Source organism: Nocardia sp. NBC_01499 (genome assembly GCF_045040275.1).
In the GTDB taxonomy this organism is placed as follows: Bacteria; Actinomycetota; Actinomycetes; order Mycobacteriales; family Mycobacteriaceae; genus Nocardia.
Genome location: NZ_CP109426.1, coordinates 5377515 through 5403429 on the forward strand (window position 1 = coordinate 5377515; position 25915 = coordinate 5403429).

Annotated in this window: 25 protein-coding genes; 14 read left to right on the forward strand and 11 right to left on the reverse strand. The window is 67.8% G+C overall.

What is annotated here, in order from left to right; genetic code table 11:
• Window positions 1-81: 81 nt before the first annotated feature.
• Complete coding sequence (locus OG203_RS24545; RefSeq protein WP_405159621.1) at window positions 82-969, reverse strand: SDR family oxidoreductase; 888 nt, start codon at window positions 967-969, stop codon at window positions 82-84.
• Between the two features lie 86 nt (window positions 970-1055).
• Here OG203_RS24545 and OG203_RS24550 point away from each other — a divergent pair, with 86 nt between their 5' ends.
• On the forward strand, window positions 1056-1925 hold the full coding sequence (locus OG203_RS24550) for a helix-turn-helix domain-containing protein (RefSeq protein WP_405159622.1): 870 nt from the start codon (window positions 1056-1058) through the stop codon (window positions 1923-1925).
• A gap of 83 nt (window positions 1926-2008) precedes the next feature.
• On the opposite strand, the gene OG203_RS24555 is transcribed toward OG203_RS24550, so the two are convergent.
• Together OG203_RS24555 and OG203_RS24560 are read right to left on the reverse strand one after the other, a co-directional pair.
• On the reverse strand, window positions 2009-2761 hold the full coding sequence (locus OG203_RS24555) for a lysophospholipid acyltransferase family protein (RefSeq protein ID WP_405159623.1): 753 nt from the start codon (window positions 2759-2761) through the stop codon (window positions 2009-2011).
• 14 nt (window positions 2762-2775) lie between these two features.
• Window positions 2776-3522, reverse strand: a complete 747-nt coding sequence (locus OG203_RS24560) for a lysophospholipid acyltransferase family protein (RefSeq protein ID WP_405159624.1) — start codon at window positions 3520-3522, stop codon at window positions 2776-2778.
• Window positions 3523-3744: 222 nt separating this feature from the next.
• Here OG203_RS24560 and OG203_RS24565 point away from each other — a divergent pair, with 222 nt between their 5' ends.
• Together OG203_RS24565 and OG203_RS24570 are read left to right on the forward strand one after the other, a co-directional pair.
• Entirely contained in the window at window positions 3745-4566 is an 822-nt protein-coding gene (locus tag OG203_RS24565) for a hypothetical protein (RefSeq protein WP_405159625.1), read from the forward strand.
• A 163-nt stretch (window positions 4567-4729) separates the two neighbouring features.
• On the forward strand, window positions 4730-6268 hold the full coding sequence (locus OG203_RS24570) for a Rieske 2Fe-2S domain-containing protein (RefSeq protein ID WP_405159626.1): 1539 nt from the start codon (window positions 4730-4732) through the stop codon (window positions 6266-6268).
• A 60-nt stretch (window positions 6269-6328) separates the two neighbouring features.
• Here OG203_RS24570 and OG203_RS24575 read toward each other — a convergent pair whose 3' ends face one another.
• The gene (locus OG203_RS24575; protein ID WP_405159627.1) at window positions 6329-7582 is read right to left on the reverse strand and encodes an oxygenase MpaB family protein; all 1254 of its coding nucleotides are present in this window, start codon (window positions 7580-7582) and stop codon (window positions 6329-6331) included.
• A 100-nt stretch (window positions 7583-7682) separates the two neighbouring features.
• Here OG203_RS24575 and OG203_RS24580 point away from each other — a divergent pair, with 100 nt between their 5' ends.
• Window positions 7683-8327 carry a TetR/AcrR family transcriptional regulator gene (locus OG203_RS24580; RefSeq protein WP_405159628.1) on the forward strand — a complete coding sequence of 215 codons (645 nt, stop codon included), beginning with the start codon at window positions 7683-7685 and terminating at the stop codon, window positions 8325-8327.
• Here the strand turns inward: OG203_RS24580 and OG203_RS24585 are convergent.
• The 3 genes from OG203_RS24585 to serS all read right to left on the reverse strand — a co-directional run bounded on the left by OG203_RS24585 (window position 8305) and on the right by serS (window position 13123).
• Entirely contained in the window at window positions 8305-9630 is a 1326-nt protein-coding gene (locus OG203_RS24585; RefSeq protein ID WP_405159629.1) for an MFS transporter, read from the reverse strand. The genes OG203_RS24580 and OG203_RS24585 overlap by 23 nt on opposite strands.
• A gap of 155 nt (window positions 9631-9785) precedes the next feature.
• Window positions 9786-11651: a putative bifunctional diguanylate cyclase/phosphodiesterase gene (locus tag OG203_RS24590; protein ID WP_405159630.1), complete on the reverse strand. Its 1866-nt coding sequence runs from the start codon at window positions 11649-11651 to the stop codon at window positions 9786-9788.
• 209 nt (window positions 11652-11860) lie between these two features.
• Complete coding sequence (serS, locus tag OG203_RS24595; protein WP_405159631.1) at window positions 11861-13123, reverse strand: serine--tRNA ligase; 1263 nt, start codon at window positions 13121-13123, stop codon at window positions 11861-11863.
• A 92-nt stretch (window positions 13124-13215) separates the two neighbouring features.
• Here serS and OG203_RS24600 point away from each other — a divergent pair, with 92 nt between their 5' ends.
• From OG203_RS24600 to OG203_RS24625, 6 genes are all read left to right on the forward strand, one after another.
• The gene (locus tag OG203_RS24600) at window positions 13216-14916 is read left to right on the forward strand and encodes an aldehyde dehydrogenase family protein (protein ID WP_405159632.1); all 1701 of its coding nucleotides are present in this window, start codon (window positions 13216-13218) and stop codon (window positions 14914-14916) included.
• Window positions 14917-14994: 78 nt separating this feature from the next.
• On the forward strand, window positions 14995-16131 hold the full coding sequence (locus OG203_RS24605) for a septum formation family protein (protein WP_405159633.1): 1137 nt from the start codon (window positions 14995-14997) through the stop codon (window positions 16129-16131).
• Window positions 16132-16140: 9 nt separating this feature from the next.
• The gene (locus OG203_RS24610; protein WP_405159634.1) at window positions 16141-16491 is read left to right on the forward strand and encodes a metallopeptidase family protein; all 351 of its coding nucleotides are present in this window, start codon (window positions 16141-16143) and stop codon (window positions 16489-16491) included.
• 159 nt (window positions 16492-16650) lie between these two features.
• Window positions 16651-16971: a PE domain-containing protein gene (locus tag OG203_RS24615; RefSeq protein ID WP_405159635.1), complete on the forward strand. Its 321-nt coding sequence runs from the start codon at window positions 16651-16653 to the stop codon at window positions 16969-16971.
• A 41-nt stretch (window positions 16972-17012) separates the two neighbouring features.
• Complete coding sequence (locus tag OG203_RS24620; protein ID WP_405159636.1) at window positions 17013-18197, forward strand: PPE domain-containing protein; 1185 nt, start codon at window positions 17013-17015, stop codon at window positions 18195-18197.
• Window positions 18194-19024 carry an ESX secretion-associated protein EspG gene (locus OG203_RS24625; RefSeq protein WP_405159637.1) on the forward strand — a complete coding sequence of 277 codons (831 nt, stop codon included), beginning with the start codon at window positions 18194-18196 and terminating at the stop codon, window positions 19022-19024. The genes OG203_RS24620 and OG203_RS24625 overlap by 4 nt, the downstream gene beginning before the upstream one ends.
• Before the next feature lie 62 nt (window positions 19025-19086).
• On the opposite strand, the gene OG203_RS24630 is transcribed toward OG203_RS24625, so the two are convergent.
• The 3 genes from OG203_RS24630 to OG203_RS24640 form a co-directional block, all read right to left on the reverse strand.
• Complete coding sequence (locus OG203_RS24630) at window positions 19087-19767, reverse strand: histidine phosphatase family protein (RefSeq protein ID WP_405159638.1); 681 nt, start codon at window positions 19765-19767, stop codon at window positions 19087-19089.
• Window positions 19764-20678: a prephenate dehydratase gene (pheA, locus tag OG203_RS24635; RefSeq protein WP_405159639.1), complete on the reverse strand. Its 915-nt coding sequence runs from the start codon at window positions 20676-20678 to the stop codon at window positions 19764-19766. Before pheA ends, OG203_RS24630 begins: the two co-directional genes overlap by 4 nt.
• Before the next feature lie 83 nt (window positions 20679-20761).
• Window positions 20762-21199 (reverse strand): hypothetical protein, encoded by a 438-nt coding sequence (locus tag OG203_RS24640; protein WP_405159640.1) that lies wholly within the window; start codon window positions 21197-21199, stop codon window positions 20762-20764.
• A gap of 197 nt (window positions 21200-21396) precedes the next feature.
• On the opposite strand from OG203_RS24640, the gene OG203_RS24645 reads away from it, so the two are divergent.
• Window positions 21397-22164 (forward strand): DUF2470 domain-containing protein, encoded by a 768-nt coding sequence (locus OG203_RS24645; protein ID WP_405159641.1) that lies wholly within the window; start codon window positions 21397-21399, stop codon window positions 22162-22164.
• Between the two features lie 57 nt (window positions 22165-22221).
• Here OG203_RS24645 and OG203_RS24650 read toward each other — a convergent pair whose 3' ends face one another.
• A complete protein-coding gene (locus tag OG203_RS24650; RefSeq protein WP_405159642.1) occupies window positions 22222-23016 on the reverse strand; it encodes a CPBP family intramembrane glutamic endopeptidase in 795 nt (264 codons plus the stop codon).
• 398 nt (window positions 23017-23414) lie between these two features.
• Between OG203_RS24650 and OG203_RS24655 the strand changes: the two genes are divergently transcribed.
• The 3 genes from OG203_RS24655 to OG203_RS24665 all read left to right on the forward strand — a co-directional run bounded on the left by OG203_RS24655 (window position 23415) and on the right by OG203_RS24665 (window position 25914).
• Complete coding sequence (locus tag OG203_RS24655; RefSeq protein ID WP_405159643.1) at window positions 23415-24734, forward strand: LCP family protein; 1320 nt, start codon at window positions 23415-23417, stop codon at window positions 24732-24734.
• Between the two features lie 10 nt (window positions 24735-24744).
• The gene (locus tag OG203_RS24660; RefSeq protein ID WP_405159644.1) at window positions 24745-25293 is read left to right on the forward strand and encodes a ferritin; all 549 of its coding nucleotides are present in this window, start codon (window positions 24745-24747) and stop codon (window positions 25291-25293) included.
• A 72-nt stretch (window positions 25294-25365) separates the two neighbouring features.
• Window positions 25366-25914, forward strand: a complete 549-nt coding sequence (locus OG203_RS24665) for a ferritin (protein WP_150400542.1) — start codon at window positions 25366-25368, stop codon at window positions 25912-25914.
• The last annotated feature ends 1 nt before the right edge of the window (window position 25915 follow it).

Consider the following 25915-nt stretch of genomic DNA (forward strand, 5'->3'; position numbering starts at 1 on the left):
GACCGAACCCGAACTCTCGGCAACCTCCCGCGCAATTGCCAGCCGATTCACAGCCGGTGATTCGGCGCCGAGGTGGCCTCGCTACGCGATAGTTCCTCGGCCACGAGAGGCGGTCGACACCTCGCGGAACGCCGCGACATGGTCGGCGGCCCACTCGGCGTAGGTGCGCGGTGCCCGGCCGAGGGCTCGGCGCAGATCGTCGGTGACGATGGCGTTACCGCCGCTGCGGACATACTCCTGACCTGCGAGGGCACCGTCGATGAACGCCTCGGACAGCCCGGCGGCGCGCAGGTGTTCGCGGGCGGCCTCGTTCGGTACGTCGACGACTTCCAGCGGTTGGCCGAGCACCTCGGCGAGCACGGCAACCTGGTCCGCGCTGGTCAGCAATTCCGGGCCGGTGAGGGTATAGATCTGGCCCGCGTGGTCGGACGAGAGCAGGGCCGCCACCGCGACCGCGGACACGTCGCGCGGATCGACGACGCCCTGCTGACCGCTGCCGGTCATGCTTGGCACGGGCTGGCCGTTGCGAATCGCGTCAGCCCAGCTCAGCGTGTTCGAGGCGAAGGAGCTCGGGCGCAGGATGGTCCATTCGGCGCCGCTCGCACGGGCCGCCTGCTCGCCGGGCAGATGCCAGGTGCCGATCCCGCCGACTGCGTCCTCGCCGGTGCCGATGGCGGAGAGCTTCACGATGCGACGGACGCCGGCGTCGCGCGCGGTGGTGATCAGCGTGCGGTCGGCGTCGACGTATTCGGGGCCGAGGATGCCGACGATGAACGCGGCATCGACACCCTTCGTGGCCGCCTCGATCGAGGCCGGGTCGTGGTAGTCGCCGCGAACCACCTCGACGCCTGCGGGTAGTTGTGCCCGCGCCGGGTCGCGGGTGACGGCACGGACCTGCTCGCCGCGCGCCACCAACTGCCGGACGATTTCGCTGCCGATGGTGCCCGTGGCACCGGTGATCAGAATCATGAGGCCTACGCTGCCGCCAGGACCACCGGGTTCTCTAGGAGATTTCGGCACAGCCGCCGCGGCGCCGAGTGCTTACAGTGGATTCGGTGACCACCATGCTGCGCACGGCGCCCGTCGTGACCGCCGACCTCGTCGAGACGACGGTCCCCGCGCCCGAGTCGTTGCGGCCGTGGTTCACCGAACTCGGACGCATTCCGACGGTGCGCGACCTGGCCGAGTCCTTCGCGCACATCCCGCAGGCCGCGACCACGATCGTGCTGCGCACGCAGGAGTCCGGGCCGCGTGAAGCGCTCGTCATCGGGCCGCAGACCAAGGCGCTCTACTCCCATCCGAACAAGCCCGCGTCGTGCCTGCGGCTGCGCTTGGCGCACGGCGCGGCCCGTCCGCTGCTCGGCGTGCCCGCGGCGCTGCTCACCGATCGGGTCATCCGCCTCGCCGACCTGCCCGGCGTCGCCGCCGATCTCGCAGGCGAACTGATCGAACTGAATGCCGACGAGATCTTCGATTTCCTGGAAGGTGCACTGCCGCAACGCATTTCCGAGAACGCGACACGACGCGCGCACCGTGATGTGCTCAGCTCGGCCGTCGCGGCACTGTCGGCGGCTCCGAACGGCCGCTCCATGCGTGCGTTGGCAGGGGACCTCGCCGTCAGCGAACGCCAACTCCGCAACCTGTTCACCGCCGGAATCGGCGTCTCCCCCAAGCACTTCGCGCGTATCGATCGGGTGCGCCGCATCGTGGCGCAAGCGCGATGCACGCCGTCGGCGCACATTCCCGAAGGCACCTGCGATTACGCGCCGACTACGTCCCTCGCGCGACTCGCCGCCGACAACGGGTACTTCGACCAATCCCACATGACCGCCGACTTCCGCACCCTGATGGGTGTCCCGCCGAGCTCGTTCCTGCGCGGTGCCGTCCCAACGCCATCCCCCTGCCGCCCGCTGGACCGTCTCTGATCACACCGCGCCGGGAGCTACTCGGGCCGATCCCACGCACGGCCGAAGGCTGTTCGGTGGTGGCGCAGCTATGTCCCGCTCGGTCAGGGATTCGGGCGCTGGGACTTGGCTCGGCGACGCGCTAGTTCTTCTTGTTCCAGAACGGCGGCTTCGGCGAGGGTGGGGGCGGTACCGCCGAGGCGGGCGGGGACCCAGCGCGCACCGGGCTGCATGGGATAGTCGTGTTGGGCCTGGGTGAGCAGGTCGCTCATGTGGGTGTGCAGCGTGGCGGTGAGGGTTTCCGCGGGTTCGGCGGGTGGGATGGGTTCGCCGACGCGGATGTTGATCGGGAAGTTGTGGCGGCCGAGCTGTTTCGGGATGTCCTTGGTCCAGACCCGGTGGGCACCCCAAATGACCAGGGGAATGATCGGGACGTCGGCTTCGATCGCCATCCGGGCGGCGCCGGACTTGAACTCCTTCAGTTCGAAGCTGCGGCTGATGGTCGCCTCGGGATAGACCACGACGAGTTCGCCGTCGCGCAGCGATTGGACCGCGCGACTATAGGATTCGGCGCCCGCCGTGCGGTCAACGCCAATTGCCTTGCAGTGCTTCATCAGAAAGCCGACGATGCCGTGCTCGAGCTCGGCCTTCATCATGTACCTGACATTGCGACCTGACTTGCGGCCGACCAGCCCGACCTCCATGAAATCCAGGTACGCGGTGTGGTTCACGGCAAGCACCGCGCCGCCGGAACTCGGGATCCGGTGCTGGTCGGCGATGTCGATCCGCAGCCCCTGCACGAAGAACACCGTGCGGACCAAGCCGGTGAGAATGTCGTAAACCGGTTCCCGCGCCATCCGAATCTCCGCTACTACGAGGCCGTCTTTTTCCGCGCGGCCTTATCCGCGGCCTCGGCGGCATCGAGCGCGTCGGCCTCTTCCAGGGTAGGAGCGCTGCCGCCGAGCCGGGCCGGTACCCAGTAGGCGCCTTGCTCGTGCGGGTAGTCCTTTTGCAGGTCGAGCAGCATCTCCTGCATGGTCGAGCGCAGTTTCGCGGTCAACTCGGACGCGGGCTCGGACGGCGGGATGGGTGCGCCGACCGCGATGGAGATCGGCGTGTTGGTGCGGCCGAGACGCTTCGGAAAACCCTTGGTCCACACCCGCTGCGCGCCCCAGATGACGATCGGGATGATCGGCACGTCCGATTCGATGGCCATCCGCGCGGCACCGGACTTGAGGTCCTTGATCTCGAAGCTGCGGCTGATGGTCGCCTCGGGGTACACGCCGACGAGCTCGCCACGCCGCAGGTACTCGACCGCGGCCTGGTAGGAGTCGGCGCCCGCACCCCGGTCGACCGGAATGTGCTTGAGCGCGCGCATGATCGGGCCGGAGATCTTGTCGTCGAAGACCTCTTTTTTGGCCATGAACCGGATGTAGCGCTTGGGGGTGCGCACCGGCAGGCCCGCGTAGGTGAAGTCCATGTACCCGGTGTGGTTGACCGCGAGCACGGCACCACCCCGCGCGGGGATATGTTCAGCGCCCTTGACGGTGAACTTCAGGCCTTCGACGAAGAAGACGGTACGGGCAAGGCCGATGATCGTCCGGTAGACGGGTTCCACAATTCCGCTAGCGTAGTCGCTGACTGTCTCATCCGGCAGTGGGCCGCTGCTTTGTGGGTCGCACCGGGTCTTGGACGGTTCGATCGCCCGTCGCACGCTGTAGAGAAGAGGATCGTCGAAGTGGAAAGCGCCCATTTGAATCCACCTGGACGCGACCGGAGGACACCGCTCGGCGGGACAGCAGGGCGAGTCGAGCGCAGGTCGGGTGCACGTGGCGGGCGGGTGTTAGCCGGCGGCTTGGCGATCGCCGGGGCCTTCGTGCTGGCGGGGTGTGATTCCGCGGTCGGTATTCCAAACGACGAGCCGGTCGAGGCCACGGCCTCGATCGGAACACCGGCGACCGCGGTCCCGTCCACGCAGGCGACCACGACGCCGCCCACTACGTCGGCCGCCGCCCCCTCGGTCGGTGCCGTCGCCGAACCGCCTGCCGCGGTGCAGCGTTGGATCACGGATCTGAAGGCGAGCACCGTCGCGCAAATGCAGGCCAAGTGCTGGACCATCGCGCCACGGAACGTGGCCGAGATGTACGCCGACGATCAGCCGATCCTGGCCGCGCTCGCCCTGCCCGGCACCGCGACGCCGGACACCATCACCTGGAAGAGCCGGTCCACCACCGTCGCCGTCGACCGCGCCGCCCTCGACACCGGCTACGCCTGCCCAAGGGTCGCCACGGCGGGCGGCGACATCGAGTACAACGACGCCGACGCCAGACACACGGTGCGCCGCTACCTGGCCAGGTTCGTCGGAACTCCGCTCGACGCGACCGATAAAGAAGGCACCTATCCGCTGGTCTGCAAGGCGTCCCCGGCGACCTGGGATCCCAGCGGCACCGGCAAGGCGATCGCCGCGCCACTGGCCGACAACCCGGGAAAGCTGACCGGCGCCACCAAGTTCGCCGACCAGGAGATCCACTCCGAGCCGCTACGCGGGGACTACCTGACCGTCGATGTTCCGGTCACCAGCTCTGCGGGGGCGACCAAGACTCGCACCTTCACCCTGGCCGCCGGGGCACAGGGCTACTGCATCGGCGACGTCTCCCCCTAGCCGCGCTCGTGGCGGATCCGGCCGAGAGCACAACGCCGGTCACTGGGCGGCGCTCGCAAGCCGAGCAGGACGGCGCGGCAGCACCATCGAGGGGCACCGCGAGCGCCGGCAGTTCCACCCAGCCACTACCCTGGATGGCTGGTAACGGTAGGAGGAGCAGCTCGTGCAGATCACCAGCGTCGGACACGCCGGATTCCACATCCGCACCGCGGCGGGGTCGATCCTTTGCGACCCCTGGGTCAACCCCGCGTACTTCGGTTCGTGGTTCCCGTTTCCCGACAACACCCAGCTGGACTGGGACGAGCTCGGCAACTGCGATTTCCTCTACGTCTCGCATCTGCACCGCGACCACTTCGACGCGGAGAACCTGGCCAAGCACGTCAACAAGGACGCGACGGTGCTGCTGCCGGACTACCCGGTGCCGGATCTGAAGCGGGAGCTGGAGCAGCTCGGCTTCCACAAGTTCTTCGAGACCGAGGACTCGGTCAAGCACACGATCAGCGGTCATGGCGCCGAGCTCGACATCATGATCATCGCGTTGCGCGCGCCCGCCGACGGGCCGATCGGCGACTCCGGCCTCGTCGTCTCCGACGGCGAGACGACCTGCTTCAACATGAACGACGCCCGCCCGGTCGACATGGACGTGCTGCACGACTCGTTCGGCACGATCGACATCCATCTGCTGCAGTACTCGGGCGCGATCTGGTACCCGATGGTCTACGACATCCCGAGCCGGACCAAGTCGAACTTCGGTAAGCAGAAGCGCCAGCGCGGCATGGACCGCTGCCGCAGCTACATCGAGCAGGTCGGGGCCACCTGGGTGGTGCCGTCGGCCGGGCCGCCGGTGTTCCTCGACGACGAACTGCGCTACCTCAACGACGATCGCGGCGACGAGGGCAATATCTTCCCGGACCAGATGGTGTTCCTGGACCAGATGCGGATCCACGGCAACGAGGGCGGGATCCTGATGATCCCCGGATCCGTCGCCGACGTGCGCGGTGCCGAGCTGGAGTTGACCCACCCGTTCGAGCCAGGACTGATCTACGACAACAAGGCCGAGTACATCGAGCTGATGGCGCAGCGCCTCGCGCCGGTGCTCGAGGCCGAAAAGGCTTCCTGGGCAACGGGTGACGGACCGTTGCTGGAACCGTTGCGTGCGCTGTTCGAGCCGATCATGGCGCAGAGCGACCTGATCTGCGACGGCATCGGCTACCCGGTCGGTTTGGTAATCGGCGACGAGACCGTGGTGCTCGACTTCCCCAAGCGCCTGGTGCGCGCGGCCATCGAGGGAGAAGGCAAGTACCGCTACGGTTTTCGCATCGCCCCCGAACTGGTGCGCACCGTGCTGCGGGACAACGAACCCGACTGGGTGAACACCATCTTCCTGTCCACCCGCTTCCAGGCGTGGCGGATCGGCGGTTACAACGAATTCCTCTACACCTTCTTCAAATGCCTCACCGACGAACGCATCGCCTACGCCGACGGCTGGTTCTCCGAGGCGCACGACGATTCCGCCTCGACGGAATTGGACGGCTGGGAAGTACAGCGCCGCTGCCCGCATTTGAAGGCGGATCTGTCGAAATTCGGTGTGGTGGAAGGCAACACGCTCACCTGCAATCTGCACGGCTGGCAGTGGGACCTGGAATCGGGGCGTTGCAAGACGTCGAAGGGCCACGAACTGCGCTCACGCAAGCTGAGCTGAGACACGGCCCCGAATGTCGGGGTGCGAGCGGGAAGCTCCACCGGACCCTCATCATGAGGGTCAGCCCGCGCGGAGGGCGGGGCGGGTGGCGTAGCTGTCGTGGCGGTTGTAGGTGCGGTCGCCGCCGTTGCGGGCGATGGAACCGCGGACCAGGCGGGTGCGGACGCGGGCGCCGAGGTTCTCCTGGAAGCGAGTGGCACCGGGCAGGATTCGGCGGGGTACCTCGAGCGCGCCGTTGACGACGGCGGTGGCCATGACGGCGCCCTGGAAGAATCTGCTGTCGGGGAGGCCGAGGAAATCGGCGTTGCTGGACCCAAGGATGATTCGGCTGTAGGCGACCAGGTAGCTGGTGACCACGCGGCGCAGCGCGCGCCGCGACGCGGTGGTGTTGTCGACGAACAGGCCGCCCGCCGCGGGGATCAGGGCTTGGGCCAGGCGCTGTGAGTCGGCGTCGGGGATGAATTCGGTGTCGGCGAGGATCCAGAAGGCGCGCCAGGTGTCGTTCTCACAGGTCGGCAGGATCTCCGCGTCGATGCCGAGCAGGAACCCGATGTAGCGCCAGAGCTGGAATACCGCGTCCTTCTCCTTGGCCGAGAACTGCAGGCCGAGTGCTTGCGCGCCAACGAGATTCGCCATGGAGAACAGGCCGAGGGTGCCGACGGTGAGCACCTGGTTGACCGGATGGTCCCACGCCTCGTAGTCCCAGTCGGGCCGCCGGTTCATGCCCGCCCGCACCAGCGCGTGCATCAACCGCACGCGCAGCACGCTCTTGTAGCCGACCGCATTGCGTCGCAGGGCACCGGGAGTGGTCACGTCGAGCCACCACTGGGTGGTTTCGGCGAGGCGGCGCGGTGCCATCGCGTCGAGATCGCCGGTGCCGACGAGGGTCTTGTCCGCGCGCGAGGCCAGGTAGCCGCCCATCAGTGCGAACATGCCCATCGCGATGCCGCCCCAGACGCTGGTGCGGCCGACGACGCGGGCGCCGCGATCGATCTTCTCCCGGTCGAGCCAGTACGGATCGGCTTCGACCTGCTCGAAGAACGCGGCCAGCTCGGCGGGGGCGTCCGGCACTGCGTCGATGCCGTTTTCGAGCGCGATCTCGAACATTCGACGTCCCTCGCCGACGGGCAGCCGCTTGAACATCGCGACCATGGCGTCCGCGAGCGGATCGCCGACCGCGGTGAAGCGGCGGAACGAATCGCGCTGGGCGGCGGTGCAGCTCAGGTCGCCGGGCGCCATGACAGGCACGGCGTACTTGAACGGAAACTCCGTGAACAGCTGCGGAGTTGGCAGTTTCTGGTTGTCATGCGCCATTGCACTTCACCCGTCGGATCGAGGTTCGCGGTCGAGCATTCTGACAAGACCGTCCCACACAATCGGATATCTGGCAAGGATGCATGCCAGAATGACTCGGGTGGCTACCACTTCGCGGTCCTACGGCGGCGTGCCGATCGAACAGCGCAGAGCGCGGCGGCGGGCGGCGCTGCTCGACGCCGCGCAGGAAATCATCGGCACCTCGGGTTTCGCCAAGCTGACCGTTTCCGGGTTGTGCGCGCAGGCGCGGCTGTCGGAGCGGTACTACTACGAGAGCTTCAGCGATCTCGACGCGGTGTTCAGCGAGTTGTTCGACCGGATCGTCGACGAGATCGGGCAGGCGGTGGTCGCCGCGTTCGTCACCACGCCCACCGACATCCGCGCCAAAACCAGGGCGGCCATCGCCGCGGCGATCGACCTGATCGCCGACGACCCACGCAAGGCGCGCATCGCCACCGTTGAGGCGCAACTGAACCCGGCGCTACTCATGCGAAGGGCCGAGGTGATGCGGTCGTTCGCGGGCATCATGGTGGCCGTGTGCGCGGGCGAGGTCGGCGCCGACGTGGTCGAAAAGGCCGGTGACCAAGCCGAATTCGCCGCAACCCACCTCCTCGGCGGCCTCTGGGAGACCACCAACAGCTGGCTTGCTGGCACCCTCCCGGTCACCCGGGCCGCCCTGATCGACCGCTCCACCGACCAATTCCTGCTCACCGCAGGCCATCTCATCGGCGTCCCGCTCGACTAGGCGGGAGCCAGGACGGGGTCAGCAGGGCGATGGGCAGGATGGTGGCGCCGAGGATGGCGAGGGTGGTCGACATGGACCACCAGGTGGTGGCGAGGGCGGCGAAGGCGAATACCGCCAGGGCGACGACCTCGCCGAGGAGGCCGGATACCGAGGTCACGGTCGCTCGGGCCGACCCTTCGATCGTGTCCTGGAGACGGGCTCCGGCGACGATACCGGCGTTGTAGACGATGCCGTAGGAGAGGCCGATCGCCGTAAAGCCAAGTCCGGTAAGGACATACACGGCATTCGGTTGGTGCTCGGCCAGTCCGGCGATCAGCGCGCCGCCGAGGAACAGGATGCCGCCGAGGCCGACGGCGATCGCCATGGTGCGCCCCGACATGCCCTCGGTGCGCCCGGCCAATAGTGCGCCGACCAGAGAACCGAGCACGGTCAACCCGACGAGCAGCGGCACCACCGCCGTTGCCACGCCGACCGACTCGGCGAGCAGCGCGAAGTACTCGTCGAATGCGGTGACCCCGAACAGCAGTGCGCCAAGCAGCACACCGTTGCGCACCGTCCGCATCCGAATCGCTTCCCCAACACCGATTTTCAGCATGCTGAGGTAGCGCGCGAACGGTCCCGTTCCGACCAGCGCGCCCGGCAGACCATAGCGGCCTACCGAGTGACTCGCCCCGACAGGTTCGCGGCCACCCAGTGAATACCCTTGATCCACTTCGTCTTCCAGCTCATCGATAGCCGCAGCGGACACCACCTTCGGCGCGCTTGGCAGCGACATCGCGATCACCGTGTGCAATGCGGCGAAACCGACACTGGACCAACCGATCAGCGCGTAGCCACCCCAGAGGTACAGCGGGGTGGCGGCGACGATGCCGACGACGACGGCGGTTTCCGAGGCCGCTCGGGTGTAGCCGAGGATGCGGGCGTAGGAGGTCTGCGCACCGCGGGCGGCCAGGTCGTCGTACAGGAGGGCTTCGAAGGTGCCGGACATCAAAGCGCCTGCCGCGCCCCACAGTACGAATCCGAGGGCGAAGCCCAGGTAGGTCGGGACGACGGTCCACAGGGTGAATCCGGCCGTCAGCAGGACACCGCTGAGGACGAGGAGCGCACGCCGGGAAACCGTGTCCGCCCAGGCGCCGGACGGCACTTCGAGCAGGAACGAGGTGGTCGACCAGATCGCGAACAGCGAGGAGATCTGCCCGGTGCTCAGCCCGTGCTCGGCGAACAGCAGGGCGTACAGCGCGTACAGCGGAATGAGGTCGCCGACACCCTTGAACAGCACCGCGCGGATCGTCAGTGACGGCACCGCAGGACTCAGCCGCCGGCGCGACATCGCCGGGCACGAACGAACAGTGGCGCTACCCGTCAGCCGGGTGAGCACCCCTCGGACAGATCAACAGACGTAGACGAGCAAGCGCATGTGAATCAGCATGCGCAGCCGAAGCTTGCCGCGTCAACCGTTTATCCGAGTGGCAGCCAGCCGTTGGCGGCGGCCCGCGAGCCGCCCTCGTCGAGCTCCCGGTCCGCCGCACCGGGACCGACCCTGCCGTGGTTCTCGTTGAGGTCGCTGATCAGGTCGGCGACCGGGTGCGAGTCGCTGTAGTGGTAGCCCTGGGCGAGGGCGAAACCGAGTTCGGTGAGCACCGCGGCCTGGTATTCGGTCTCCACGCCCTCGGCGATCACCTGGAGATCGAGTGCGCTGCTCAGTGCGGCGATCACGCCGAGCAGCGGCGGCGCCGGGGAGTCGGAGCGGATGGCGGCGACGAAGGACTGGTCGACCTTGAGGATGTCGCTCGGCAGCGTGGCCAGCCTGCTGAGCGAGGAGTAGCCGGTGCCGAAGTCGTCGATGGCGATGCGCACGCCTCGGTTGCGCAGCGTGTGCAGATTCGCGATGGCGGTGTGCGATTCGGCGGCCAGCTCGCTCTCGGTCACCTCGAGCACCAGCTGTTCGGCGGGCCAGCCGGTGGTGGCGAGGATGCTCGCGACTCGGTCGGCATAGCCCGCCTCGGCCAGTTCCAAGCCGCTGACGTTGACGTTGAGTGTCAGATCGAGTTGGGCGAAGGTGTCCTGCAGCCGAGCCGCGTCGGCGCAGGCCCTGCGCAACACCAGCTCGTCCAGGTCGGAGATGAGGTCGTATTCCTCGGCGACCCGGATCAGTCCCTCGGTGGTGACGTCCGGCTGCGCGCTCGACGACCAGCGCAGCAGCGCCTCGACGCCGACCGCCTTGCCGCCGCCCTCGCTGAGGCTGACGATCGGCTGGTAGTGCACGTCGAGCAGGCCGCGGTCGATGGCCTCGCGCAACTCCACCGCAAGCGGCAGCTGGCGCGACGACTCGAGCACCGTCCGGTTGCGTCCCGCCTGCTTGGCCCGGTACAGGCCGACGTCGGCGCGGCTCACCAGCAGCGAACCGGATTCGCCTGGCTGCCACGAGGTCACGCCCGCCGAACAGCCGGTGGTCACCGCCGCGCGCAATTGCTCGGTGAGCAGAATGGCGGCCTGCTCGGTGGTGTTCGGCAGCAGCATCGCGAACGCGTCACCGCCGTAGCGGGCCAGGCGCTGGTCCGGCGCAAGCAGTTTCGACCAGGTGTCGGCGACGCGCTGCAGCACGGCGTCGCCGGCGCGGTGGCCGAGGTGGTCGTTGATCTTCTGGAATCGGTCGAGGTCGACAAGGACAAGCGCAAGTCCCTGGCCGGTGCGGGTGGCCTGCTCGATCGCGGAGTTGAGCGCGCGATCGAAGCCACGCCGGTTCAAAAGCCCGGTCAGCACGTCGATATCGGCTTCCGAGGCCATCCTGGTCAGGATTCCGACGACCACGCCGACGCCGAAGGTCACCCCGGCCGGGATCAACCCGGACCACCACGGCAGCCCGGGATGCACCGGCCGCGCGGGCAATACCCACAGGCACAACACCATGGCGAAGGCGATGTGCGCGGCGGCCTGCGTCCACGCGAAGAACAGCGCGGCATCACAGGCGACGAACACGTAGAAGGCGGCGAGGCTGATGGCGCCGACGGTGTTCGGGAAGGCATAGACCGCGATCGTCACCAGCACCGTCGCGATGGCGACGTAGACGTGATGCACCGAATGCGGCAGGCGCGGACCCCACGCGAGCAGGGTGAGCCCAAGCGTCAGCGCAATCGCCGCAGCCGCACCAACCAGCGGCCGACTACCCTCGTCGCCCGGGGCGATCGCGGTAATCAGCAGACCGAGCACACCACCCATGACGTAGAACGCCCCGGTGGTCCGAGCCATGACCATAGCTGTCGCCAGCGCCGATGCCGCCCGCACCCGGGTTCGGGTATCGCCGCGCGCCCCGATTCCTCGCACGGGGAATAGCCTAGACACAACGAATCCCAGCGGTTGCCACATCCCGTGAATCCGGCATGGCGAACCGACAGCTATTCATCTTCGCGAAACATTCGGGTAGCCAACGCGACTTGGCCACGGGTGCCCATACTCGACATTCGTTTGCGCGAGCGCGGTCTGTCCAGAGGCGAATCGCGGGCACTTCGGACGGACCGATGTCCGCCCACCGCCTACTTCGGCGGTTCCAGCACCTCGGTACCGACGAACGGAACCAGCGCGGCGGGCACCCGGACCGAACCGTCGGCCTGCTGGTTGTTCTCCAGGATCGCCACGATCCAGCGGGTAGTCGCGAGCGTGCCGTTCAAAGTGGCTGCGATCTGGGGCTTTCCGTTCTCGTCGCGGTAGCGCACGGAAAGGCGACGGGCTTGGAAGGTGGTGCAATTCGAGGTCGAGGTGAGTTCCCGGTAGGTCTGCTGGGTCGGTACCCAGGCCTCGCAGTCGAACTTGCGCGCGGCCGAGCTGCCGAGATCGCCGGCGGCGACATCGATGACCCGGTAAGGGACCTCGACGGCGGCGAGCATGTCCCGCTCCCAGCCGAGCAGGCGCTGGTGCTCGGCGTCGGCCTGGTCGGGCGTGGTGAAGACGAACATCTCGACCTTGTCGAACTGGTGCACCCTGATGATGCCCCTGGTGTCCTTGCCGTAGCTGCCCGCCTCGCGCCGGAAGCACGACGACCAGCCCGCGTACCGCTTCGGGCCATTGCTCAGGTCGAGGATCTCGTCCGAGTGGTAACCGGCCAGCGGCACCTCCGAGGTGCCGACCAGGTAGAGGTCCTCCTCGGCGAGGCGGTAGACCTCCGAGGCATGCTGGCCGAGGAAGCCGGTGCCCGCCATGATCTCCGGGCGAACAAGCACCGGCGGGATCATCATGGTGAAGCCGTTTGCCACGGCCTGCTGCGCCGCGAGCTGCAGCAGGCCGAGCTGCAGCAGCGCGCCGTAGCCGGTCATGAAGTAGAAGCGGGCGCCGGAGACCTTCGCGCCGCGTTCCATGTCGATCAGGCCGAGCGACTCACCGAGCTCGAGGTGGTCCTTCGGCTCGAAGTCGAATCGCGGTGGCGTGCCGATGGTTTCCAGCACGACGTAGTCGGCCTCGCCACCGGCGGGCGCGCCGTCCTGCACCACGTTCGAGATGGCGCGGTGCGCGGCGTCCATGTCGGCGTCGGCGGCGTGCTGCGCGACCTCGGCCTCCTTGACCTTGACCGACATCTCCTGCGCCTGCGCGAGTAGCGCGGACCGCTCGTCTTTGCTCGCCTTGCCGACCAGCTTGCCCATCGCCTTGTGCTCGGCGCGCAGGTTGTCGGCGGTGGCCACCGCCGCGCGGCGGGCCGCGTCGGCTTCGAGCAGGGCGTCGACGAGGGCGGGGTCTTCGCCACGGGCGCGCTGCGAGGCGCGGACCGCGTCGGGGTTGTCCCGCAGGAATCGGAGGTCGATCATGGGGCCTCAGCCTAGTGGTCCGGATATTGCTGTTTCACGCCGATATCCCACGATGCGGACCACTCGGCCGATCGCGCGCGCATAGTTGGCTTGTGGGTACAACTTTCGACGAATCAGCGATCGATGACGCACTGGTCGAGCTGACCGAGGGCGAGAAGGTGTGGTCGCGCACCCCGCTGCGCCGCCGCCGTGAGCTCCTCGATGACATCCACGCCCGAACCGGGCGCTTCGCCGACGATTGGGTGCGGGCCGCGCGGACCATCAAGGGCCTGGACGCGGACTCGCCGCTGGTCGGCGAGGAGTGGATGTCGGGACCGTTGGCCATGCTGCAGGCCACGGCCGCACTGTCCGCGACGCTGGCCGCGCTGGAAGACGGGCGCAGCCCGCTCGACGGGGTCGCGGTGAAGGCGGCGCCCGGCAATCGGGTCGCGGTGCCGATTATGCCGCTGAGCACCTATGACCGGTTGCTGCTCAACGGTTTTCACGGCGAGGTGTGGCTGCGGCCCGGTGTCGACGCCGATACCGCGCGGCGGCGGGCCGGGCTCGCGCAGCTCGATCCGACCGCGACCGGCGGCATCGGGGCCGTGCTCGGCGCGGGCAACATCACCTCTATTCCGCCGCTGGACGCGTTGTACGAGCTGTACGCGCACAACCGGGTGGTCGTGCTGAAGCTGAACCCGATCACCGACCCGCTGTTCACGGTGTTCGAGATGGTGTTCGCGCCGCTGTGCGAGCTGGGTGTGCTGCGCATCGTGACCGGTGGCGCGGCGACCGGCAGCTACCTGGTGCACCACGCGGACGTCGCGCATGTGCACATGACCGGCAGCGCGCAGACGCACGACACCATCGTGTGGGGGCCGGGTCCGGAGGGACTGGAACGTAAGCAGGACAAGCGGCCGCTGCTGGACAAGCCGATCACCAGCGAGCTCGGTGGCGTATCGCCGACGATCGTGGTGCCTGGTGACTGGTCCGACGCCGATCTGCGCTTCCAGGCCGAGCACGTGGCGACCCAGCGGCTGCACAACGGCGGCTACAACTGCATCGCCGCGCAGGCGATCGTGATCAGCAAGGACTGGGCGCTCAAGGACAAGTTCCTGGCCGAGCTGCGCACGGCGCTCGCGCAGGCACCGCAGCGGGCCGCGTACTACCCGGGCAGTGACGCGCGGGTCGCCGACGCGTTGGCCGCCTACCCCGGCGCCGACCAGGTCGGATCGGGCCGGGTGCTGGTCGAGCGGCTGCCGCTCACCGATACGCCGCTGCTGCGCACCGAGTACTTCTCGCCCGTCCTCGGCGTGGTCGAACTGCCCTACGCGGACGGCGAATTCCTGCAGCAGGCAGTCGATTTCGCGAACAACGAGCTAGCGGGAACGCTCGGCGCCAACGTGCTCGCCCATCCGGCGACCATCCGCAAGCTCGGCATCGGCTTCGAGCGAGCCATCGAACGGCTGAGCTACGGCGCGATCGCGGTGAACGCGTGGACCGGCCTCGCCTTCCTCACCCCGCGCGCCTCGTGGGGCGCGTTCCCCGGCCACACCCTCGACGACGTGCAGAGCGGAATCGGCGTGGTGCACAACGCTTTTCTACTCGACGACGTGGAGCGCACGGTGGTGCACGGACCGTTCCGACCGGCGCCGCGCTCGGTGCTGCACGGTGAGCTCGCGTTGTCACCGAAGCCGCCGTGGTTCGTCGACAACGCGGCCGCGGCGGTGACCGGGCAGAAGCTGACCGAGTTCTACGCCAGCGGCAACCCGGCGCGAATTCCCGGCATCTTCGTGTCCGCGTTCCGCGGCTAGCCCGGCCGGGCGCGGCCAAAAGCGCTGATCAGACCGGGTCGTGGCACCGCGGCTCAGAGACTGCCATGATGGACCGCGATGTCCCCCTCCGATCATGCACCCAAGCCAGAGCCATCGAGTCGGCTGCCCAAGCGTGGCCTGCCGTCACGCCCTGGCACGGCGCGGCGTCCGCTCGACAAGGTTCGGGGCTTGTTCAGCGGCGATGTCGCCCTGCCAGCACCGACCCTGCGCTGGGGGCTACTGCTGGTGGCCGCCGGTGCCGTGATCGCCGCGCTGGTGACGTTGTTCGTGACCGGGTTCGACAACAACAAGGTCGAGGCGCACAACCCGGGCTCGCCCGGTGAGCCGGTGGTGGACAAGGAATTCGGCACGGCGGTCAAGGGGGATTGCCTTAGCTGGTCCAAGCCGGACCATTCCGACCTGTTCAAGGTGCGCTGCGACAGCAAGCACATGTTCGAGGTCGCGGCGGATGTCGACATGAGCAAGTATCCGGGCAAGGAGTTCGGGCCCGGGTCGCGGTTCCCCGACTCGCTGCGGCTGACCGAGCTGAAGGAAGAGCACTGCGTTCCCGCGGTGCAGCAGTACATGGGCGGGAAGTTCGATCCGCGTGGGCGCTACATCGTCGGATTGATGTATCCGAGCCCCGACGGCTGGCAGCACGGCGACCGCACGCTGCGCTGCGGGCTGCAGTACGCGGCGAGCACGGGCACACCGCCGTCGACGGGCAGCGCCGCCGAACACGATCAGTCGAAGGTGTACGGCCCCGGCGTATGCCTCGGCATCAATCAGAACCTGCCCACCGATCCGGTGGACTGCTCGCAGGTGCACGCGGTGGAGGTCGTCTCGACCATCGACCTCGGCCAGCGGTTCCAGGGCGGCCCGCCCGCCAAGGACGATCAGGACAAGTTCGTCGAGGACGAATGCACGCGGACCTCGTCGGACTATCTCGGCGGGCCCGATGTGATCAAGAACAAGACGCTGACATTGTTCTTCGATTATCTGGACGCCCGCAGCTGGCTGGCCGGCAGTCGCAAGCTGGACTGCATGGTCGGCAAGGGGGCGGATCGGGAGGGATTCGCGCCGATCACCGGTTCCGCGAAGGGCGACATCCTGATCAACGGCCAGGCACCGCAGCCGCCGCCGAACACCGGCCGCTCGACACCGACGCCGCTGCCCGGCGCGGCGCCGCTGCCCGCGCAGCCAGCGCCGAGGTAGTCCGCGACGATGTCGGTCTCCATGTCCGAGGATCGGTTCGAGGAACTGGTCGGCGATGCGCTCGACCGCATTCCGCCGGAACTCGCGCGCGCCATCGATAACGTCGTGGTGCTGATCGAAGCACGCAATCCGAAGGATCCACATTTACTCGGGCTGTATCACGGCATCGCGCTGACCGAACGGGACAGCCACTATGGGGGTGCGCTGCCGGACACGGTGACGATCTATCGCGACTCCATCCTCGCCATCTGCTCGGACGAGAGTGAAGTGGTGGAAGAGGTGGCGATCACCGTGATCCATGAGATCGCACACTATTTCGGGATTGACGAAGACCGTCTACATCAGCTGGGATGGGGTTAGTCTTTACCCCAGCTGTATGAGTGCGGTTGCAGTTGGGGTGAGACAGGAAGAAACTTTAGGGGATCTGATGGAACCGATCGCTTCGCTGTCGCGTCCTATCACTCGAAGGGGGAATTCTCGTGGTTCCGCCCCATAGCCGCCACTAGAAGGAGTCGAGTCATGGTTGGTCACGTATTAGTACAACCCGAAGTCGTTCTCGCTGCCGCTGCTGAGCTGGATCTACTCGCCGAGCGGCTGGCCGCCGCCGCCACGTTGACCGCGCCGGCGACGCATGTCATCCCGTCCGGCATCGACGAGGTGTCGTTGCATGCCGCGAACCACCTCAACCGGGGGGCGATGACACACGACCAGGCAGTCGCCCAGGGAATTCTGGAGCTGCATCACGCTGCCGCGACATTGCGCAGCCAGCTCGTCACACACATCGGTGAGGATGTCGCCCGGGCGGGCGTCGTCAACGTCATCAGCGGAACAATCGCTTAACGCCTGCGGGCATAGCAAAAGAACAAGCAAGGGGAGAAAGCATGACCGCAGGAATCACCGGGGTGTTCTGGCTGCCCCGTCTGGCAGAAGGAAACTCGATCGCGCTGAACTCCGGCGCGCACGCCATCCCGATCTCGGCCGCGGCCACCGCCTGGGGCGGGCTCACCGCCGCATGGATCGACGCCACCGCGACCGTCGCCAGGGTGATGGCGGAGCTCGGCGTCGGCATGCAGGGCCTCAACGGCATCTCGGCGCTGTCCAAGCTCACCGGCTTCATCGGCTGGGCCGAACAGCAGGGTGTCATGGCGGCCACTATGGGCTCGAAGGCGGCGGGCAACGCGATCGCCTACACCGTGGCATCGCTTGCCATGCCGAGCCTCCCGGAGATCGCGGCCGTCGACGCGGCGCGGGTCGCCGCCGCCTCGACCGGCGGCGTGCTGAACGGCTCCTCCGAAGCGGCTGAGGCGGCCAAGGCCGCGCTCGACCTGCGCGCGGCGCTGACCATGGAAACCTACGAGGCGGCGACCACCGCGATGGTGCTGACCCCGGGCGAGTTCGTCAACCCGCCCGCGATCGCGCACGGCGCCGGCACCGCGGATTCGGCGGGCCAGGCCGATCAGGCATACCAGGCCACCAGTGTCGATCCGGTGCAGACCGCGATCTCGACGGCAGCGGCGTTCGTGAACAACCCCGGCGTGGTCGGCGCAGCGACGCAGGCGGCGAACTTCGCCGGCTCGGTGGCGACCACCGGCGTGTCCACCGCGGGCACCATCGGCTCGCACGCGATCGCGGCCGTCACCACCGCCGCGTCACCGGGCATCAGCGGTGCGGTGGCGGCACCGGCAACCATGGTCGGCGGCGCGGGTCTGGCCTCCGCCGGTGTGTCGGCCGCGACGCGCTCCGCGTCGTTCGGCTCCGGCGCCTCGGTCTCGCTCGGCAACGGTTCGCTCAAGCTCCCCGAGGGCTGGGGTTCCGGTACGCCCGGCGGTGCGCCCGCCGCGGCACCGGCCGCCGAGAACGTCGCGGTCAGCCAGCCAACCGCGGCACCGGTGCAGCGCAACAGCACGCCGGGCAGCCCGCTGCTCGGCAACCAGGTTCGCGACGAGGACGACGAGTCCGAGCACAAGAGCCAGGAATACCTGCGCTCGGTCGAGCACTTCAACGACGGCCGCTACGCCGCCGACGGAGTGATCGGCGCCGACGCCACCGGGTCGGCCGCTAAGTGACGGTGCTCGGTGCGGGCCGCGGCCCGTCGATGCTCGCGTCGGTGGTGCTGTCGCTCGACGAGATGCAGTTTCTCCTGGAGAAGCTGGAGATCGACGAGGTGCCCGTCGTGCTTGACGCACGCGGGCAATACGACAACGTCGCCGATCACGATGCCGCGATGGCCGTGGCCGCCCAGTCGCTCACCGATCGGGAACTCCTGGTCGGTGATGTGATCCATCAGGAACTCGAGGACCGGCTGCTCGCGCTGTACCGACCCCACTGGGTGGTCGCGCTACGGCTGTTCGTAGAAGGTCGAGCGAGTCGCATGTGCCTCGCGAAGGGCGACGACGTTGTCACCGTCGCCCTGCGCGGGCCGCAGTCCTACGTGATCGACGAGGCCGAGGACGACCTGCCCGGCCCGGTGATCGCGGCGCTCGGCCCCGGCGAGCCGCTCGACCTGACCGGCATGCGGGCCCCGACCGAACAGCTGGTGCCGATCTTCGACGACACCGGCGATGCGGCGGCAACCGCCAACCGGCTGGCCAAGGTCGGCACCCCACCCGCCGACGCGCAAGCCCTCGCCTCGGCCATGGTGCAGATCCACTCACACGCCGAGATCGTCGCCGTCGTGTACGGCGACGGCACCCGCGACGTCACCGACAACCACATCGCGGTATTCAACACCCGCGCAGGACGTTTCATCGCGACCGCGAGCAAATCCGACGACGGCGTGAAATGGACGTCGCTCAGCACCGGAACACCGGCACGATTGCGAACCGCGTTGCAGGACTTGATCAGTGGACTGCCCGAACGCGCGGAGTTTCCGCGTAAGCCCGAACAGGTCTAGCCGGACCCACAGGTGTAGACGGACCCACAGCCTCGGGTGGCTAGCTCATCGGGTCGCCAGCGCTAGCCCATCGGGTCGTCGGAGGTGGGTGCGACGTCGTAGCCGAAGGGTGGGGTGAACCGGCCCCAGCGAGTGCAGTCCCAGCCGCCGTCGGGGAGTGGGACGAGTTCGATGGTTTCGGTGTTGTCCAGGTGGTTGTTCGTGGTGAACGGGGGTAGCACGTCGGCTAGGTAGCGGGAGACCAGGCGCATCGCGGCGCCGTGGTTGACGAGTAGAACATCACCGGTCGAGTCGGGCGTCAGATACGTTTCGCGGAGTTCTTCGACGACCGGCAGGAAACGGGCGAGCACGTCGCGCCCTGACTCGCCGCCGGGGACCCGCTCGTCCAGGTCGCCGTTGTGCCAGGCACGGTAGATCCGCTGGAAGAACAGGTGTGCCTGCTCGCTGTGCTTGCCTTCCAGATCGCCCGCCTGCACCTCCTGCACGTTGTCCAGGACGACGGCGGGCACGCCGGTCGCGGCCTCGATGTAACCGGCCGTCTGGCGGGCGCGCTGAGCCGCCGAGCACAACAGCACCTGCGGCGGGTTCAGCAGGTTTTCGCCGAACAGCTTGGCCTGTGCCGCACCGCGTTCGGTGAGCGGTAAACCAGGAACCTTGGTGTCGAGCAGTTTCGCGACATTGCCCTCGGTCTCCCCGTGCCGGACCAGAATCAACTTGCCAGGGCCGATCTTTGCCTCGGTCACAGATCCGCCACCCCCTTCTGTAGCTGCGTCAGCCACGCCGCGGCCGCCTCGTCTGAGGGCGGCGGCGTGCCGGTCGCCGACGTCGCAGGCCAGGAACCGAGGAACCGGATCCGGGCGGTGCGATGTAAAGCCTTGAGCGCCTCGGCCACCGCCGTGTCATCGATGTGCCCGACGCAGTCGAGATAGAAGCGATAGGTGCCCATGCCCGTGCGCGTCGGCCGGGATTCGATCCTGGTCAAATCGATACCGCGGGTAGCGAACTCGGCGAACGCGCGCATCAGCGAACCCGGCTCGTTGGTCAACTCCAGCACGAACGATGTCCGATCCGCGCCGGTCGCCGGTGGCGCCACGCAGGGACGGGTGACCAGCACGAAACGGGTGATCGCCTGCTCGTGGTCGGCAACACCGGAGGCAAGCACCGCAAGCCCCAGCCGCGCACCGGCCAGCGCGGTGGACACCGCGGCGTCGGCATTGCCCGCCATCACGTCCTCGGCCGCCGCGGCGTTCGACGCCGAAACGTAGGGCCGCGCCTGCGGCAACTCCCGCGACACCCACTCGCGCACCTGAGCGGCGGCGACCGGATAGGCGGCCAGCGTGCGCACCTCGGCGAGGCTGGTGCCCGGATGACCAAGGATCGTGAAGGTCACCTCCAACTCGGTCTCCGCCACGATCTGTAGCCGAGGACCGATGGCGAGGGAATCGAGCGTCGCGGAGATCGAACCCTCCACCGAACTCTCGATCGGCACCACCGCACCCGCCACGTCGCCGGACCGGATCAACTCGAGCGCGGCCCCCTGACTCGGCGCGGCAATACGCTCGACGGCCCCTTCGAAGGCTCCCGAGGATTCGAGTTCGGCAAGGGCCATCTCGGTGAAGGTTCCGGAGGGCCCGAAGTACGCGATGCGCGGCACGGTTACGACCTTACTTGCGTCCGCGACCGGCGCTCCCGGTATTAACCCCCTCCCCAACCCCAGCCCGGTTTTCCGAGGCTGGGTCAGCCGCGGGCGAGGGGGTGCAGGGCTTGGGTCACTTCGTCGACGGCGTCGGTCTCGACGGCGAGGAGGACGGTGCGGAGGGCCTCTACCGCAGGGGGTTTCAGCGCGTTCAGGAATGTTGTGTCCGGCGTGGACAGGGCGGTGCGGATGTCTTCGCCGCACAGGGCGGCGGCGGTGGCCGCGACGATCGCAAGGGCGCGTTCGCCGGAGGAAGTGCGGGCGATGAAGCCGGTGTCGGTGTGAACGATGGCGGCGAGGAAGTCGGCGATGTCGGCGTCGGGTGCGTCCGCGTCGAGGATCGGCGCGGAGCTATCGGGTCGCGGCGCGGAGCTATCGGGTCGCGGCGCGCGCACCAAGCCGTCGACGACACTGCGCCGGGCGGGTGCCGTCAATGCGATGAGTACCGGTTCTCCGCTTGTTTCCGCTCCGTGCGCCACCGAGCCACCGTAACAACCGGGTGCGCGGGCCCGGAGACGGCAGCGAGGCCCGCGAAAGGTGCCGAACGACAACGGGCGGCGAATTCTCAGGATCAGGGTGGGGCGAACGCTTGCGAATGTTCCGCTGGTCACTTAGCTTAGGGTAACCTAAATGAGCGCCCGAGCGAGGCGAACAACGCCCGACCACGGAGGTTTGTATGCCGCGTCCGACATCGACTGTCACACCGTCCACCGCAGAGCGGGTGCGCAGTGCGTGCGCCCATGCGGAGCAGGCGGTGCTGGCCATGCCGGGCATCGACCCGACGCCCGTCTCCGTGCATCACGTGCGCGAGTGCGGCGATGCGGTGATCGCGGTGCCGACCACCTCGGTGGCGGCGATCGTGGCCGGGAACTCACCGGACGCGGGCGCGCCGGCGGTGCTCGAGCTCACCGATCACGCGCCGCTGCCGTTGCGCGAGCCGGTCCGCGCGCTGGTGTGGCTGCGCGGTTGGGTGCGCGCGGTGCCGTCGCAGGCGCAGCGCGCGCTGGCCGGTGAGGTCGCCAAGGAGAACCCGGATCCCGGCCTGCTCGACGTCGGCCACACCGCGACCCTGCTGCGGCTGGTGATCAACTCCGCGGTGGTCGCCGACTCGACCGGTGCCGAATCGGTGAGCATCGACGAACTGCGCCTTGCCAAGCCGGATCCGTTCTGCACCTTGGAATCCGCCTGGCTGCAGCACATGGACGCCGACCACGCCGACGTCGTCGCGCAACTGGCCAGGCACCTGCCGCCGCGACTGCAGCACGGCATCGTGCACCCGCTCGCCATCGACCGCTACGGCCTCACCCTTCGCGTCGAAGGGCGCGACGGCGACCACGACTTCCGACTACCGTTCACCGCCCCCGCCGACGACATCGAATCCCTCAGCCGCGCGGTGCGCACGTTGGCAGGCTGCCCGTTCCTCAACGGACTCCGCCGCATCTGACCACTGCCGCATGTGAACACTGCTCAGACCCGGCCCACTTCCCGCGGCGGGTGCGCGCTACGGCAGCCAGGAAACGTGGCCGTGCAGGGCCGTGTAACCGAGGTAGGCGACCGTGTCGATGGTGGCGTGGGCGAGGATCAGCGGCCACAGCTTGTTCGTTCGCTGCCAGTACCGCCCGAAGACCAAGCCCATCACTAGGTTTCCGACGCCGCCGCCGAGGCCTTGATACAGGTGGTAACTGCCGCGCAACAGGGCCGAGGCGAGCAGTGACGAGTTCGCCGACCAGCCGAGCTTGCGCAGGCGAGTGATCAGGTAACCGACCACGATGATCTCCTCGGCCAGCGCGTTCGCGCAGGCGGACAGGATCAGGGCGGGCAGCCGCCACCAGTGCTCGCCGAGCGACGCGGGCACGATCGTCACGCTCACGCCCATCGCATGCGCGATCAGATACAGGCCGAGGCCGGGCAGCCCGATGACGGCCGCGAGCACCAGTCCGGGAACGACGTCAGCACGCCAGCGCAGCCGCGCCGCCAGCCCGATCAGGCGCGGCCCGATTCCACTGCGCCACAACAGGTATAGACCGAGCGCCGCCCACCCCACCAGCCGCGCCACACTCAGCAACTGGAACAGCAGATCGATGGTCGACTGAGCGGACCGCGACGGATTCAGCGCGACGGTGCGCCCACCGACCCCGCCCGGCGCGAGCGCGCTCTCCACCAGCGACAGTGCCGCGTTGAGCCCGCTCAACCCGAACGTGACAACCAGCACGACCGCGATCTCGAGCCTGATCCCGAGCCGCTCCCGATCCGTCACCTCGGACTCGCCCCATTCGGCCCCGGACTCACCACGCATGGCTCGAATCTATTGCCCCACCCCCACCAGCACCGCGCACGCCTCGCGCTCGACGAGTCGCACCCGAACAACATCGCCGGACGGAAGACCGCCGTATCCCCGCGACGCCGAACAGACACGGCCGCGGACCGATCGCGGTGTCGACAAACACATCGATACGCAGACATAGCCCCTCACCTGCATCAATACCAACGGACCGAGCTCGTGATCCAACTGTTCTCCGCATTTGGATAACAGCGCGGGAGCGCAGGCGAATTCATAGAGAGTGCGCGGATGGATGGGCACTGCGACCGGCGCGACATACGCGGGTCGCTCGGTCCGGCGAGGGCTGGAAATCGGACCGAGATCATCCGTCGCACGACCGACCGGAACGACGACTGATAAGTAGAGTCTCTGTGATGAATGGCGACGATCCCCAGTACCGCGCGCGGATGCGTCGGGTGCCGCCGCCCGGCCAACCGCCGGTGCAGCGCCCAGGGCCGCATCGTGCTGGGCCACCGGGTGACCCGCAGTCGCCGTACATCGAGCCGACCCAGGTGTTGCATCGCGGCGGCCCGCAGCAGCCGCTCGCGTATTCGCAGGTCCCGCCGGAAAACGTGGCGTCGCGCATGCCGCCGCTCGACAAACCGCGCAGGCCGCCGAACTACGCGCCCACCCAACAGCCGGTTCCCTACCGCGAGGGACCGCCGCCGCGGCGCGCGAGCCCGCCACCGCCGCCACCCCCGTCCCGGCCCCCGCGCGGCGAACGTCCACCGCGCGAGCCGCGGCCGCGCCGCAAGCGCCACTATTTCCGCTGGTTCCTCGTCCTGCTGCTGGTGCTGATCGTGGCCGTGGTCGGCGCCGTCGTGAAACTCGACGGCTCGCTGACCCGCATTCCTGCGCTGGCCAGCTATGCCGGTCGCATCGGCGATACGCCGGGCACCAACTGGTTGCTCGTCGGTTCGGACGGCCGCGCCGGCCTGACCCCCGAGCAGGAGCAGCAGCTCGCCACCGGCGGCGAGGTCGGCCCGGAACGCACCGACACGATCATGCTCGTGCACATCCCGCAGTCGGGGAAAACCGAGCTGATCAGCCTGCCGCGCGATTCGTACGTCAGCATTCCTGGCAACGGCAAGGACAAACTCAACGCCGCCTTCGCGATCGGCGGTGCGAATTTGCTCGTGCAAACCGTCGAGATCGCGACCGGCGTGCATATCGATCACTACGCGCAGATCGGCTTCGGCGGTTTCGCAGGTGTCGTCGACTCCCTCGGCGGCATCGATGTCTGCCTGCCGAAAGCCATCGATGATCCGCTGGCCGGAATCAACCTGCCCGCCGGCTGCCAGAAGCTGCAGGGACCGGAGGCGCTCGGTTTCGTGCGCAGCCGCGCGACCGCGCTCGCCGACCTGGACCGGATCAACAATCAGCGCATCTTCATGGCGGCGCTGGTGAAAAAGATGACAAGTGCCGCGACCCTGGCGAATCCGTTCAAGCTGTGGCCGGTGGCCAGCGACACCGTGAAATCGCTGAAGGTCGATGACGGCGACCACATCTGGAATCTGGCGCAGCTCGGCTGGGCGCTGCACGGCGACACGGTGCCGACGACGGTGCCGGTCGGTGGTTTCGAGGACACCGACAGCAGCGGCAATGTGCTGCTGTGGGACAAGAACAAGGCTGGCCAGTTCTTCGACGCGATTGCCTCGGACAGACCGATTCCGGACGACCTGCTGACGCGGTAGCGTCGATTACATGACGGACACCGAGCTCGATCAGCCGTTCCCCGCTCTGCTCAGCACACAGATTCAGCACAGGTTCACGGCCGCGCAGCAGTACCTCGCGGCCGCCGTGTACCTGGACTCGAATCGGTTGCCGCAGTTGGCGAGACACTGCTACGGCAAGTCCGGCGAGCAGCGCGCACACGCATTACGGATGATCCAATATCTGCTCGACCGCAACCTGGAGGTCCGCATCGGCGGGCTGGACGAGATCCGGTCAACCTTCGAATCCCCCCGCGCCGCAATAGCTTTCCTGCTCGCGTCCGAACAGACCAGGAGCGCGCAGATCACCGGGCTCGCGCGGGCGGCCCGCGAATCCGGCGACTATCTCGGCGAGCGTTTCATCCAGTGGTTCCTCAAGGAGCAGGTCGAAGACGTCGCCAAAATGAGCACGCTGCTGACCGTGATCGACCGTTCGACCGGCGCCCTTTTCGACGTCGAGGACTTCATCGCGCGCGAACTCCGCGCACCGCAACGCGCCGACAACGCGACCCCGAGAATGGCTGGGGCAGCGAAGAATTAATTAGGCAATACTAGCCTCAATAAGGTTGCACTTGGATGACAGGCGCCTTGACCAGCGCTAATGTCACTTACCATGTCCAGCCATCCGGAGTCCCCACGCAGCAAATTCCACGGCCTGCTCCACGATCAGATCAGGCACGAATTCAATGCCGAGCATCAATACATCGCAATCGCGGTGTGGTTCGACAATGCTGACCTGCCGCAGTTGGCCAAGCGTTTCTATGCGCAGGCGGTCGAAGAACGCAACCACGCGATGATGATCGTGCAGTACTTCCTCGACCGGGATATCAGTGTCGACCTGTCCGGCATCGACGCTGCCAAGTCCAAGTTCGAGAATGTGCACGAGCCGATCGCGCTTGCCCTCGCCCAGGAGAAGACGGTCACCGACCAGATCATCCAGCTGGCGAGCACCGCCCGCGAAGAGGGCGACTACCTGGGCGAGCAGTTCATGCAGTGGTTCCTTAAGGAGCAGGTCGAGGAGGTCGCCAACATGACGACCCTGCTCACCATCGCCGAGCGCGCCGGGTCCAACCTGTTCGATCTGGAGGAGTTCATCGCCAGGGAAATGGGTGGACCGAGCGATGCTTCCGGTGCCCCTTCGGCGGCGGGCGGATCCATCTGAT